Below are 13561 nucleotides of genomic sequence, written 5' to 3'. Positions count from 1 at the left end.
GTATTACTCCCGAATTAGTGCTCTTTTTTCACGAAGGTTGACGAATGTTCTTGCAGATATTTCTGCACCAGCGCTTGAGTGTCTTGGTCCATGTTCACGAAGGCCAACATGCCTTGGAACATGCCTGGCCAGGTATTGGCATCGAAATGCGCTTCATCTGGCTGGGTATGGCACACACTACAGCTTGAGCGGAAGGTATCGCGGGCATAGCCCCAGAGTGGTTGCAGCTCGGTGAGCAGGTAATCCTTATCGGTCCAGATTTGGGCTTCAACCCGTTGCCATTTCAGGCCTGTCATTGGGTCTTCTTTCTCTTCAAAGGTTTGGATAACACCTTCGGTTTCTGCTGCATCTTTGCTTAACTGTGCCGACAGAATGTTTACGCCAAAGTCCATGTAGATCACGCGGCCTGCGCCGATTTTCTTACGCCAGCCATCGATAGCAATTTTGATGCGCTTACCTTTAGTTTCGAGCACTTTGACTTTAGTCGCGACGTTTAAGGTACCGGCTTCAACGTCACCTTTTTCACTAAAGAACAGTGGCTTAGTTAGGGCACTGTAGTAGGTTTGGTTGGTTTCCAGTGAGCTGACGCCAGCGCCGACTTCGGCGATGAGTTCAGGTGCACGGGCCGTGCCCATTTCAGGTAGATGGTGAGCAATGCCTTTGTGGCAATCGATACAGCTTTGGTCAATTTCGGCGGCGCGTTTCATCTGTTTTTGCGCCAGCGGTGACATGCTTTCCCACTTCATCGAGTTGTAGTTGTGGCAGTTTTTACACGCCAGAGAATTGTCGCGATCGAAACGTTTCCATTCGCGGCTCGCCATTTCGAGACGTTTAGCTTCAAATTTTTCAGGGGTGTTGACCGTATTGAATAACCAGCCCCAGACATCGTGGGAAGCTTCCATCTTACGGGCAATCTTACGGCTCCAGTTGTGGGGCACGTGGCAGTCGGGGCAGGTGGCGCGCACACCTGAATGATTCGACCAATGCACAGTTTCCTGTAACTCTTGGTAAGGCTTGCTTTCCATACTGTGGCAGCTGATACAGAAGGCTTCGGTGTTGGTGGCTTCCAATGCGGTGTTAAATCCGCCCCAGAAGATGATGCCCATGATAAAAGCACTGATGCTGACAGCGCCTAAGGTGAGAGCTTTTGTGGGTTTGTTTAGTGTGCGCCAGAGGTTGATTAACCACTTCATAATAGCGTCCTCAAAGTTTCAGTGAATTAGTGGCCGACAACGCCGCCGAAGGCTTGGATCATCCAAATGATGAAACCGTAGAGACTGATCCCCGCGATAGTCAGTGCGGGAAAGAGTATGAAAATGATGAATCCCAGCGCCTTTAACTCATTGCTGCGTGAGGACTTATCCGATGTTTGCATGGTGGGCTTTGTCATTGGGAAGAGCTCCGTTCGAAAGCGATTTTTGATGGGAGCACTATAAAGGGGAGATGTGAATGGACTTGCCTGTTGGGATGAATGGGCTTTGACAATATATGAAAAATTATGAAAATTTTAAAAATCCCATCATTTTTTGTTTTACTGACAGAGCGTTAATCTTATTTCTGTGATCGCTATCGGCAGTTTGATATGCAGTTTAGGTGTTTTTTTAAACACTGATTTTGACTTTTTTGGCTAATTATTTACTGAAGTGCAGGCGAGGTCTTAGCTATCTGGCGGCGTTTACAGTATTATCCGCGGCCAACAAAGGCTGCGTTTGCATGGTTAAAGTGATTTTAACTGGGCAAAGCGTCACTGCTTGCAGATCATGGATTTTTCCCGATGTAGGAGAATGATGTGGATCTCTCACCCAAGTCATTGGATTTGGGGCTCTAATCTGCCGTAGCCGGCGTCGCCAATGGTAAAACCAATTGGTATCGACCCTATTTTAAGAGATCACAAGGTATAACAAGATATGTCTGAGCAATTGAGTTCAACAGCCGTACCCTCTGGTTCATTTCTGAACCGTTTTTTTTCAATTCAACAACGTGGTAGCACAGTTCGCCAAGAAGTGATTGCAGGGTTAACCACCTTCCTCGCTATGGTGTACTCAGTGATTGTGGTACCCAATATGTTAGGTAAAGCCGGATTCGACCCCGGTGCCGTGTTCGTCGCTACCTGTTTAATTGCCTCCTTTGGCTCGCTGCTGATGGGACTCTGGGCGAATCTGCCCATGGCCATTGGTTGTGCGATTTCACTCACCGCCTTTACCGCCTTCGGCTTGGTGTTAGGTCAGGGCATGAGTATCCCTGTCACCTTAGGCGCCATCTTTTGGATGGGCGTAATTTTTACCATCGTGAGCGTTACGGGTGTGCGTCAATGGGTGCTGGCTAACCTACCCAAGGGGATTGCCCATGGTACAGGTATCGGTATTGGCTTGTTTTTACTCTTAATTGCTACTAACAGTGTGCAGTTGATTGTGGCCAATGACGCGGGTCTGCCAGTGAAGTTAGGCGATATTAACAGCCTGCCCGTTATCGCCACCGTCCTAGGTTTAGCTGCGACGATTGGTTTAGAGCGTCGCGGCGTACCCGGCGGGATTTTACTGGTGATTATCGGCCTATCCCTGTTCGGTTTAGTGTTTGATCCAAGCGTGAAATTCCAAGGTTTATTCGCCGTGCCTGATTTTACCTCTGAGCACTCGCTGATTGGCCAAATGGATATTATGGGCGCCTTGAATCCTGTGGTATTACCGATTGTACTCGCACTGGTGATGACGGCGATTTTTGATGCCACCGGCACCATCCGCGCGGTAGCGGGTCAAGCTAATCTGCTGGATAAAGACGATAATATCGTTGGCGGTGGCAAGGCATTAACTTCGGATTCTGTCAGCAGCATGTTTGCGGGTATCGTTGGCGGCGCACCTGCGGCCGTGTATATCGAATCGGCAGCGGGTACGGCGGCGGGCGGTAAGACGGGTTTAACCGCGACCATAGTGGGCGGATTATTCCTGCTAATGGTATTCCTTGCTCCGCTCAGCTATTTGGTGCCGGCTTATGCCACTGCGCCTGCGCTGATGTATGTCGGGCTATTGATGCTCAGCAATGTGACTAAGCTGGACTTTAATGACAAGGTCGATGCGATGGCGGGCTTAACCTGCGCTGTGTTCATCATCCTCAGCTGTAACATTGTGACCGGTATTATGCTCGGGTTTGTGACTTTAGTGGTTGGCCGTATTTTTAGCGGTGAAATTCGTCAACTTAAGTTAGGCGTACTCGCCATTACGTTGGGCCTTGTAGCCTTCTATATGGGCGGCTGGGCGATCTAGTTTATAAAGTCGAAAGCGAGTGCCGTTAGCACTCGCTTTCATTCACCTCATTGTGTTCACAATAGGCTCGCAGTAAATCCTTCCAAGTTACTATCCCCACCAGATCGCCGTTTTCCAGTACGGGTAAACAACCAATATTGTGTTCCAGCAAGGTACGGCTGGCGACATCGAGCGACACATGTGGCGCTACGGTTACCGGATTGCGGGTCATTACTTGATGGACGCGTTTTTGCAGGGTTTCGAGATCTTTCGAGGTTTCGGCGCTGCTGCCCAGATTCGGACTGATAGCACGCAGCAAGTCGCGCTCCGACAGTACGCCTTCGAGTTTATATTCATCCACTACCAGCAGATGGTGGAAGTTTGCCTGCTCGAAAATCTCCTTCGCCACGGTTAAACGATCGTCCATTTCGACTGTGACGACTCGGGTGCGCATAATATCGGCGATAATGATCGGCATGATAAACCCTTACAAGGATATGTATCCTTAATGCACTGTATTACAGATACTTATAACAGACCGATGTTTATTTAGCCAATACCTTAAACAGGATTATGCTTAATCCTGCTCGTCTGATCCATCTTCAGCCATCAAAGGATTGCGTAAGTCTTCAGGTAAATGAGCACCGATATAACGTTGATACTTTTTCCCCTTGAGTTTATGGGTATCGACCAGAACCAAACCATCGACACAGTCGCCAAAATCGGCATCGATACCAAAGGCGAGAAACTTCACCCCATCCTGCTTACACAGCTCGCCATACTGCTTGTACAGGGTTGGCACCGCGGCGCCCATACTCGCCAGCATTTGTTTTAGCTGCTTAAAGTGGCTTTGGTAATCCTCGCCCGAATAGATTTCATCCAACTGCAATTTGCGCTGCTTGGATAGTCCAAAGGGCGACATGGATACCGCGAGCTGCTCTGCTGGCGCAAACTCCTTGGAGTAGAAATGCACTAGCATCTCCCGCGCGCTGCCAGGCAGTTGATTACTGATGGAAACAGGGCCAAACAGGTAGCGATATTCTGGGTGTTTAGCGAGGAAGGCGCCAATGCCAAACCAGAGGTAGTCGAGACTGCGTTTGCCCCAATATTTGGGCTGCACAAAACTGCGGCCAAGTTCTAAGCCTTGTTTGACGTAGGGCATAAAGCTGTCGGTATATTGGAACAGGGATTGGCTGTAGAGGGCGTTGTCGCCGTAGCGATTTAGCACTTGCTCGCCGCTGGCGAAACGATAGGCGCCGACAATTTCAAACTGTTCTTTATCCCACAGCACCAGATGTTGGTAGTAGGAATCGTATTTATCGATATCGCGGCGCTTGCCCGTGCCTTCGCCGACGGCGCGAAAGGCCATTTCCCGCAGGCGGCCAATTTCGCGCATGATGGGGTTGCTGTCCTGATGCTGATACAAATAAATCAGCTTGTTATCTTGGGTTTCACCGAGGAGTTCACATTGTTGCAGCGCGGCCTGCAACTCTCGGCGCGACTCAGGGTGGGCGATGGCGCTTTGGGTAATAAACAGCGGGTCTTTATCTTTGCCAATGCGATACAGATGATTTTTAAGCAGTTTTATCTTGGTCTTTAGCGGGAAATCCATTGAGCGCACGGCTTCATTCGGAATAAGCTCGCCGATGCGAATAGGCATATTGCGCTTGGCCTGTTTAAACATCTCCTTGACCAGTAGCAATGTAGCTAAGGGTTTGTAAATCATCGAGGCGCCGTAGAAGGTGGCAGAATTTTTGGCATCCAAAAAAATCGGCAGCAGCGGCGCATTACAGGAAATCGCCATCTTTAAAAAGCCCGAGTGCCACTGGGTATCGCGCACGCCGCTCGGACGCAGGCGAGAGACTTCCCCCGACGGGAAAATCAGTACCGCGCCTTCATTGCGCAGATGCTGGTGGATTTTTTCGAGGTGCTGTTTCGGTGTGCCGCCCGTCATATTACGCACTGGCAGCAGGATTGAATGCAAAGGTTCGAGCGCCATCAGGAGCTCGTTCGCCACAACCTTGATATCGGGGCGGATTTCGCTGACGAGTTTAATCAGGGCGAGGGCATCGAGGGAGCCAATCGGATGATTGGCGAAGATCACCACGCGGCCCTCGCAGGGAATATTTTCGACCTCGTTGGCGGGCACGGTAAAGCTAAAATCGAAGCTGGCGAGCACTTGCTCGACAAAATCGACCCCTTGCAGATAGGCAAATTGATTGGCTATCTCGTTACATTGTTTTTCATTCAACAGGTAGCGCAGCATGGCCTTAGTCGGCTTGGCTAACCAAGGTTTGTCCTTGAGGGCGGGCAGGTTTTGCTCCACCACATTATCGACGGTAAAGATCATCGAACAGGCTTTTAAGGTAGGCATTAGCATGGCTGCGTCCTGCGTTAATGCGTTGGCGCTTAATGTGTTAGGACTTAATGATTCAGTGTTTGGGGTATGAGGTGTTAATGGGTTCATAATTAGGCGACATCCCTTGGTTGGATTTCTGCTTGTTTGGGGCTGTTTGTAGCCGTTTGTGGAATAGGTTTTGAGGCTTGAGTAGGCATTCGAATGGGCGCTTTGGGCGGCGTTTTCGCCAGCACAATACTGCTCAGAATATCGAGATTTAAGTGTTGCTCATTCCAGCGGCAGAGTTGTAATTCCCCGTTTAAGGTTTCGGTGATCAGGCTACAGTTTTCTACCCAGTCACCATCATTGGCATAGACTATTTGGCGTTTATCCGGCGTACTGTATTGGTTATCTCGAGCGTGAATCGATAGCTCTGGCTGGTGGATATGGCCGCAGATCACGCCGTCCACATCATAGTGCTGGGCATAATTCACTACGGCCTGGCGAAAACGGGCGATAGCGGTCTGCGCCTTGCCAACGCGGGATTTGATATAGCTGGCGAGTGACCAATACGGGTAGCCTAAACGTTCACGCAGACGATGGAGATTGCGGTTGAGGAATAGCAACAAGTCGTAGAGATGATCGCCTAAGATGGCGTAGAAGCGGCCAACGCAAACATCGGCATCGAACTGATCGCCATGCAGCATTAATAGTTTGTGGCCGCCAATCCCCTGATGGATATGTTGGCGAGCAATCTTGATATTCAGTAGTGTCAGTTCGGCATAGGGCTTGATTAACTCATCGTGGTTACCCGGCAGATACATCACCTGAGTGCCGTTTTGTGCCAGTTCAATCAGCTTTTGCAATACCTTATTGTGGCTCTCGGGCCAGTGCAGGCGGCGTTTGAGCGCCCATAAATCCACAATATCGCCGACCAGATACAAGTGTTGACAACGCACGGTATTTAATAGGCTTAACAGATAGTCGGCTTTGCAATCCTTACAACCGAGATGGATATCCGATAGCCAGAGGGCGTTGACTGTGATGGTTTGGTTATTTGCGGCATTGCTGGCGTTGGCAATATGTGGGGTTGAGAAGGAAGTGTCGTAAACACTGGATGGAGCATTGTCGGAAGAGTTGGAAGGAGTGTTACGGGAAGAATTGCGGGGAGTCTTAAGTGCGTCGATAAGCGTGCGATCAAGTCCCCTGTAATTAGCTCCAGTCATCTCATATTCACCCTATGCGGCTGTTGACTGCCTTAGAGATTAGTGACGGGCTTTGACTGAATGATGAAGCTTAAGTGACATGCAGATGACAGCTAGGTGGATTAGGCTGGAGTTAATCCAACAAGATTCCGTTCTGGGTGCATTGACTGTCGATAGATTGAGTTAACTTATTTTTGCCCCAAAGCGATTCAGCACTCCATTTTTGCCCACCACTCTAATTGCATATATGCATGAGTTTTTATTCCGAAATTGGACACCCAGCTTTAATAGCGCGGTAGTAAACCTCCTACTATGCTTTGGTTAAGCATTGAACAAGGAGGTTTGTATGCCGCGCCCTCGTAGAACTCAGATAAGTCTTGAAGACACTCCCTATTACCATTGCTGTAGCCGCGTTGTTCGGCGGGCTTTTTTATGTGGCGATGATAGTTACTCGGGTAAAAACTATGACCATCGCCGTGTTTGGGTCGAGTCATTATTATTTGAACTTGAAGCCGTTTTTGCTATTGATGTGGCAGCATTTGCGGTGATGTCGAATCATCTGCATTTGGTGCTGCGGGTGGATATCGACAGTGCAAATCGTTGGACTGACCGCGAAGTGCTTGAGCTGTGGCATAAGTTGTTTAAAGGCGATGAGTTAACACAAAAGTTCGCCAAAGGTGAGTTAGTTGAAGCGCATGAGGTCAGCAGATTAAAGCATTCAATCGCCCTTTATCGCAGTCGTTTGTGTGATATTTCATGGTTTATGCGCTGTTTGAATGAACCGATTGCAAGGCAAGCAAATCAAGAAGATAACTGCACAGGCAGGTTCTGGGAAGGTCGGTTTAAATCTCAGGCCTTACTGGATGAAGCCGCCGTGTTAGCCTGTATGACTTACGTCGATTTAAATCCGATCAGAGCTCAACTGGCTGATACGCCAGAACAATCCGACCATACCAGTATTCAACTACGCATTCGGGCGGCGTTAAAAGGTGAGCAGCCGAGCAATCTACTACCTTTTATTGGTAATGAGTGCGACAACCAACCCAATGGCATTGCATTTTCCTTAACCGATTACCTTCAATTGGTGGATGATACCGGCCGAATCATTCGCAATGATAAACGTGGATGCATCAGCGAAAGTAGCGCCAAGATACTGAACAGATTAAATATTCCCCATGACAATTGGCTCAAGCTGACAACCGAATTTGGCAAGCTATTTTACGGTCCAGTGGGCACCTTGCAAGAACTGACCGATTACTGCGAACACTTAGAAAAGCGACGACGGCATTTTGCTAAATGCTGCCAGCACTTTAACAGTAAATGACAACTGCTTATATCACTTCAAAAGCCTCATCCAGAACACATCCCAAGCTCTATGGGCCAATTTATTTCGTCTTAAATACCCCATTTTTTAATGAGTTAGCGCAATTTATTGCCTTAGATGCTGTCCCCGCGATTGTTGATTGTCCCTATTTAAACCATTTTAACTTCGGACAAGTTGTAGGCAAACATAAAGTGCATTATGTTATTGATTTATATTGGGTGGCCGGATTTATTTGGAAAACGCGCATGCGCGTTTTTCCAGATGGTGTATTTGGCAGAAAGTTGATAAGTTCTTTGCATACAGATAGTTAACTGTGCGCGTTTTCACTGGTCTAACGAGGTAAACGCGCATGAATAAAATGTTAGCTTAAATCAGTCCTTTACATATGCAAATGGAGATAAAAATGAATTTAGATGTCATCAATCATCTATTAGATAACGAACATTACATCATGGACAAAGCCGCAGAATGTGGTTTAGATGGGAATATTAGCCTGATTATTGCTGAGATATTAAGAGATAATAATGGCGATCTGTCGTCTATTAAGGGAAAGCAAATTTATCACTATGAAAAAGTTATTCTTCCTTTACTTGAAGCTGTTGTTTGTGAAGGCCCAGTTGGCTTTATTGAAGATGATGAAGGTAACTACGAATCATCATGTACTAATGGTGGTTTGGTTGATGATGAGTCTTTGTATCAGTCATATTTAGAAGAAGACTTTAAGTGTCAGATTTGCCGTCATGATGCGGAAAATATGATTTAAAGCTAACAAACGCCTCAAGAGGGACTGTCAACGCGTGGCGTTTCCAGTCCCAATGAGCCGCGGTGGTTTCGGTTGTTGTGTTTGAGTTTAGTGTTATGCGTTGCCAGCCCCTTAGGCGGGCGTTAGTGGTGAATGATGAATAGAGTCCTGCTTTTTATCTTTGCTTTTATTAGCTTGCATGGGAACGCTGAGGAATCTGAGGCTCCAGAGGCTATCTGGATAGAATCAGATGATATGCTGTCTTGCACTCCACGCATGTTAAGCCGTGGCGATGTTCTTCGAGTTAATCTTAGTGGGCACCACGGAAAGGAGCTTGCTTTATATAGGCACGATGAAAACTTATGGCTATTTTTGGTAGTTGGCGCAGCGCCATCAACCATGAAGTCTTTAATGTCTTCTCAACAGTTTGAAAGTGCAAAAGAAATTGAAATAGCCCCAACCACGACTGGGTATCGCTGGGATAACAAAGGTGGTAATGAGACGATATTTTCTAAGCCAGGGAAATATACCCTCTACGTTAGTGAAAACCTGGAAAGTGAGGAAGGCGGCTATAAATGCGAGCTATTTGTGAAAAACCACTAACAAGCAAAGGCAGCATCGCACTGCGGGCTGGACGCGCTAACGCGCGCCGCTGCTTTGGTAGTTATCTCCATAGAAATTTTAATCCGAAACTCAATAATTAGAGTTGGGAATCTAACATGCTTTTGTCCCAAAACATGCTGCGTATTTCTTTTTAAAACTTACAAATTACGCGAATGCCATGGCTCACCAAAAGACAGCACTTAAAGAATTAAACGGCCAAACTTTATCTTTCAACAGTAGTATCCAGAAATTCTAAATGACTTCCTGTAAAACTGAGTTATATGGTGGCGAGTGGAGTTTGTACGACTAACCCACACCCAACGAAGTAATCAAAACAGCCTGTTTGTGTATGAGTTCGTTAATGAATGCATTTATAAGTGATACAAAAAAGGGGAGTCAGTTAAATCTGACTCCCCTTGATATTTAAGGTGATGTTGCGCTTAGAACAGCAAATGAGCCACGCCAGCAATGACTGGCAGAGTCACTAAGGTGCGCAGTACGAACACGACAAAAAGCTCAACAAAATTCACTGGGATCTTACTGCCAATCAGCAGTGCGCCCACTTCGCTCATGTAAATCAGCTGGGTTACTGATAAGGCGGCAATCACAAAGCGGGTCATATCCGATTCGATAGAGCTGGCTAAAATCGACGGAATAAACATATCGGCAAAGCCAACAACGATGGTTTTAGAGGCTTCGGTGGCTTCAGGGATATGCAGCAGTTCCAGTAACGGAATAAACGGCATACCTAAGTAATTGAAGATGGACGTATGCTCGGCGATGATCAGCGCCGTGGTACCAATGGCCATTACTACAGGGAGAATGCCAAATATCATATCGATAACGTTTTTAATACCTTCATTTAAGACGGCTTTGATACCACCAGCACTGGCCGCTTTCTCGAGCGCTTTATCAAAGCCCCAAGAGAGTGCGCCGTGTCCTGCGGGGATCATCTCATCATCAGGTTGACGTGGCGTATCGTCGATATAGTTATCTTTTTTCCACGACAGTGGCGGCAGCTTAGGCACAATCACGGCGGCCGCAAAACCCGCTAAACACACGGTCAGGTAGAAGGGCACAAACATATGCTCTAACTTTACCTGTGAGATCACCACTAAGCTGAAGGTAATTGACACCGCCGAGAAGGTGGTACCGATAACTGCGGCTTCCCTTTGGGTGTAAAAACGCGCTTCGTATTGCTTGCTTGTCAACAGGATCCCAACGCTACCATCACCTAACCAAGAGGCCATACAGTCGATGGCGCTGCGACCTGGCAGGTTAAACACGGGGCGCATCACTTTGGTCAGCAGAGTACCAAATAGCTCTAATAGACCGAAGTTTAATAGCAGTGGCAGCAACATACCAGCGAAGATAAACACCGAGAAGAGTACCGGTAACAGGTCGTTCAGCACTAAGGCACCGGTACTTGAAGAGTTAATCGCTTCGGGGCCAATGCCAAAGTAGGTCAGCACGATAAAGACAGCGCCAACGACACGGGTGGTAAGCCACAGCGGGCTGATGTTGAGTAAACCATTGAGGAAGTGATTGTTCAGCACAAACTTAGGTTTGAGTAACTTTGTCAGCACAGAGGCAAAGGCCATGGCGACAACAATCACAGTCACGATTAAGGTTAATACATCGCTTAACACGCTTTGCAGTGCTTTAGAGATGATTGCGATGGGAATAGTTATCGCATCGTTATAGCTGATAGGGGTCATAAACAGCAGCAGACCGATCAGCGAAGGGACGATAAAGGTGAGTATCGTCTTAATGTTGCGGTTTTTATGTTCAGTAGCCAATGGTGTACACCTTAAAGTACGAGTCGCACAAATAAACTTGAATCAATGCTCTCTCAAAACCGCATTCTTTGCTGGGGTGAGGTGCATTTTCATTCAACTCAAAATCGAGAAGGGGGAAGATTACTCGCTTAGCGCCGCCATGTAAAACGATTCGGAAATTTGTTTGAGATAAGCAGCAAAATAGCATAGTTATTTGGGCGATTTCTAATGAATGATTTGGGTGCGAAATTACGTTTCGATGCAGTTTATTTTAATTGAATCAAGTGATTACATTGTTATGTTGCGAATTGTTTATTGAGTTGTTTTGCTCTTGGGGTTATTGGTTTTTTTGTGATATTTTGTTCAAAATTTTCTCAATGGATCTTCACTAAATACACTTTTAGATGCTTTTTTGTCCATGAATCGTATCGGGGCTTCAGTTGTTGCTAACTTAATGTGAGCGAACTAACACTGGTGGCAATGATGGGTTAACCTTTTGGGACGATACAGCGATAATTGAATTTATTGTGATTATTTATTCATTTTTAACTTTGGATTTGCATATATTTTATTGAAAAATGACTAAATTCGGAGTGTTTTTGCGATGACTAAAAAATCGCGAATAGTGATGAAATAAAATATTACGCTAAAGAGGATAGGGGCCGCTTTAATTCTTTGTAATTCCATGTAAGTTAGTACTACTTTGGTTTGGCTAAATTATCCATGACTGTTATAAAAATGAATATGGCGACAAGGGGCTCGGCACTTGCCACTAAGTTTGGTTTTCTTGGTATTTTTGGATTGATGCTGGGGATCTGTGTGGCGGTATTCGGATTTGATTATTCTGAAACACGCTCCTTCAATTTTTTAAATCATACACTGAGTGAATTGGGTACCTATGGCCATTCTAGCTTTGCAGTGGTACTCAATGGCGGTTTATTTTTTGGCAGTTTAAGCGTTGTTTTTTATTGTCTTTCCTCACTACAGACTGTAAGCGGGTTTTGGGGGTATCCTTTCTTTTGCTCTCTAGCACTGACGTTTTTAGCCTTGGCCTGTGTTGGGCTATTTCCGGTCAATGTGTATCACTTGCATATCCTCGCACTTAAATGGTTTTTCTACTTTGGCAGCTTAAGTGCAATTTGTTATCTACTATGGGTGGGATTCGGCTCGCAGCACCGTCAGCGCTTGACGATATTATTAGCGCTGTTGGTATTGCTCAGTATGATGACTTTTCTCTATGTGCCGCTGTTAGCATTGGGCTTAACGGAAGGAGACAGACCTTTCTATCAAGAAATGATACTGCAATTGCCAAGGCCCGATTTATGGTGGCCTGCATTGCTGGAATGGATTGGGCTTGGGAGTCTATTAAGTTGGACGGTGGCGCTGCTATTAACGCCACCATCATGTCTCCCCACATTCTGCCAGGAGCCAACGCTTGAGTGAAGTAGGCTATGTCTTTTATCTGACGAAGGATTTTAGCCCTGCTTCGCCAAACCAGTAACCGTTACAGTGCTCATCGCTAAGAGGAAACTGAGCGTCCGTTGCCTCGCTAGTTAATGCCTCGAACAGCGCATCGGCCTGAGTGATACAGGCTACGCTGCTGGGCGAAACCCGAAACACATCTACGCCAACCTTTATCATTTCATTGATTTCACTGCGTAAATCGACACAGCTGGCCGACTGGGTTTGAATGCCATTTAACCTCAGCAAAGGTTGAGCTTCTTGGGTTTGTGCTAGTAAACCCTTGCTGTATTGGCGGCAAACGGTTTCGCAGCTGTCCTTCGACAAATGTTGATGCCTAGCGGTAAAGCAGCGCGCCGAGTGGGCGAGCGGCAAGTAGCCATGGCCGAGCACTTCGACTTCGAATACGGGCTTTTGCGCGACCACTTGGCTCAGCCAAGCCTTCGACAGTTCTACTGGCATCACAAAGCGCTGCATACCAAAGCGCTGCAAAATATCTAGACTAGCGCGATTATAGTTGTTGATGCTGGCGCCGCAGACAAAGGGCAGCTTGTGCTCCTTGGCGAGATACACGGCCGCCATGTCGTTGGCCTCAATGCTAAATTCGCCATTATCGACCTGACGTTTAAGCTCTGTGTATTCCGAGGGCGCTTCGATAAGGGCGAGTGTCGACAGCACTACCTCTTTACCCGCAGATTTCAGCATTTTGGCCAGTTCGAGATAGTCACCAAATTTGAGTTCGCGTCGACGGCTACAGACGGCTTCACCCAAATAAACTAACGGGATCTGACTATTGGCCACCTGCTGGTAAAAGTCGATGACCTGTTGTTTTTCCCAGCAATAGAGCAGTGGGCCGAGGGAAATTTTCATA

13 protein-coding genes are annotated in these 13561 nt (G+C 46.9%); 6 read left to right on the top strand and 7 right to left on the bottom strand.

Features of this window, described 5'->3' with window-relative positions; genetic code table 11:
• Positions 1-14 precede the first annotated feature (14 nt).
• Positions 15-1193 (bottom strand): pentaheme c-type cytochrome TorC, encoded by a 1179-nt coding sequence (gene torC, locus M0413_RS11845; protein WP_240292342.1) that lies wholly within the window; start codon positions 1191-1193, stop codon positions 15-17.
• A 26-nt stretch (positions 1194-1219) separates the two neighbouring features.
• Positions 1220-1390 carry a trimethylamine N-oxide reductase system protein TorE gene (torE, locus tag M0413_RS11840; protein ID WP_011071462.1) on the bottom strand — a complete coding sequence of 57 codons (171 nt, stop codon included), beginning with the start codon at positions 1388-1390 and terminating at the stop codon, positions 1220-1222.
• 517 nt (positions 1391-1907) lie between these two features.
• Here torE and M0413_RS11835 point away from each other — a divergent pair.
• A complete protein-coding gene (locus tag M0413_RS11835) occupies positions 1908-3260 on the top strand; it encodes an NCS2 family permease (RefSeq protein ID WP_037415303.1) in 1353 nt (450 codons plus the stop codon).
• Between the two features lie 25 nt (positions 3261-3285).
• Here M0413_RS11835 and M0413_RS11830 read toward each other — a convergent pair whose 3' ends face one another.
• The 3 genes from M0413_RS11830 to M0413_RS11820 all read right to left on the bottom strand — a co-directional run bounded on the left by M0413_RS11830 (position 3286) and on the right by M0413_RS11820 (position 6803).
• Positions 3286-3717: a CBS domain-containing protein gene (locus M0413_RS11830; RefSeq protein ID WP_055647269.1), complete on the bottom strand. Its 432-nt coding sequence runs from the start codon at positions 3715-3717 to the stop codon at positions 3286-3288.
• A 99-nt stretch (positions 3718-3816) separates the two neighbouring features.
• The gene (gene olsF / locus M0413_RS11825; RefSeq protein ID WP_502957299.1) at positions 3817-5589 is read right to left on the bottom strand and encodes a bifunctional ornithine lipid synthase OlsF; all 1773 of its coding nucleotides are present in this window, start codon (positions 5587-5589) and stop codon (positions 3817-3819) included.
• Between the two features lie 119 nt (positions 5590-5708).
• A complete protein-coding gene (locus M0413_RS11820; RefSeq protein WP_249554345.1) occupies positions 5709-6803 on the bottom strand; it encodes a UDP-2,3-diacylglucosamine diphosphatase in 1095 nt (364 codons plus the stop codon).
• Positions 6804-7128: 325 nt separating this feature from the next.
• Between M0413_RS11820 and M0413_RS11815 the strand changes: the two genes are divergently transcribed.
• The 4 genes from M0413_RS11815 (at position 7129) to M0413_RS11800 (ending at position 9451) form a co-directional block, all read left to right on the top strand.
• Positions 7129-8106 carry a transposase gene (locus M0413_RS11815; protein WP_249554344.1) on the top strand — a complete coding sequence of 326 codons (978 nt, stop codon included), beginning with the start codon at positions 7129-7131 and terminating at the stop codon, positions 8104-8106.
• A complete protein-coding gene (locus M0413_RS11810) occupies positions 8103-8417 on the top strand; it encodes a hypothetical protein (protein WP_249554342.1) in 315 nt (104 codons plus the stop codon). The genes M0413_RS11815 and M0413_RS11810 overlap by 4 nt, the downstream gene beginning before the upstream one ends.
• A gap of 92 nt (positions 8418-8509) precedes the next feature.
• Complete coding sequence (locus tag M0413_RS11805) at positions 8510-8869, top strand: hypothetical protein (RefSeq protein ID WP_249554340.1); 360 nt, start codon at positions 8510-8512, stop codon at positions 8867-8869.
• A 132-nt stretch (positions 8870-9001) separates the two neighbouring features.
• On the top strand, positions 9002-9451 hold the full coding sequence (locus M0413_RS11800) for a hypothetical protein (protein ID WP_144376572.1): 450 nt from the start codon (positions 9002-9004) through the stop codon (positions 9449-9451).
• A gap of 440 nt (positions 9452-9891) precedes the next feature.
• Here the strand turns inward: M0413_RS11800 and M0413_RS11795 are convergent, their stop codons facing one another.
• Positions 9892-11250 carry a YjiH family protein gene (locus M0413_RS11795; RefSeq protein WP_037415367.1) on the bottom strand — a complete coding sequence of 453 codons (1359 nt, stop codon included), beginning with the start codon at positions 11248-11250 and terminating at the stop codon, positions 9892-9894.
• Positions 11251-11952: 702 nt separating this feature from the next.
• On the opposite strand from M0413_RS11795, the gene M0413_RS11790 reads away from it, so the two are divergent.
• The gene (locus M0413_RS11790; RefSeq protein WP_249554338.1) at positions 11953-12672 is read left to right on the top strand and encodes a DUF998 domain-containing protein; all 720 of its coding nucleotides are present in this window, start codon (positions 11953-11955) and stop codon (positions 12670-12672) included.
• Positions 12673-12687: 15 nt separating this feature from the next.
• Here the strand turns inward: M0413_RS11790 and M0413_RS11785 are convergent, their stop codons facing one another.
• Entirely contained in the window at positions 12688-13560 is an 873-nt protein-coding gene (locus M0413_RS11785) for a U32 family peptidase (protein WP_249554407.1), read from the bottom strand.
• Position 13561 lies beyond the last annotated feature (1 nt).

Origin of the sequence: Shewanella sp. 8A, from assembly GCF_023475945.1 — a bacterium.
GTDB lineage: Bacteria > Pseudomonadota > Gammaproteobacteria > Enterobacterales > Shewanellaceae > Shewanella > Shewanella xiamenensis.
This window is presented reverse-complemented; position numbering and strand designations above follow the sequence as displayed.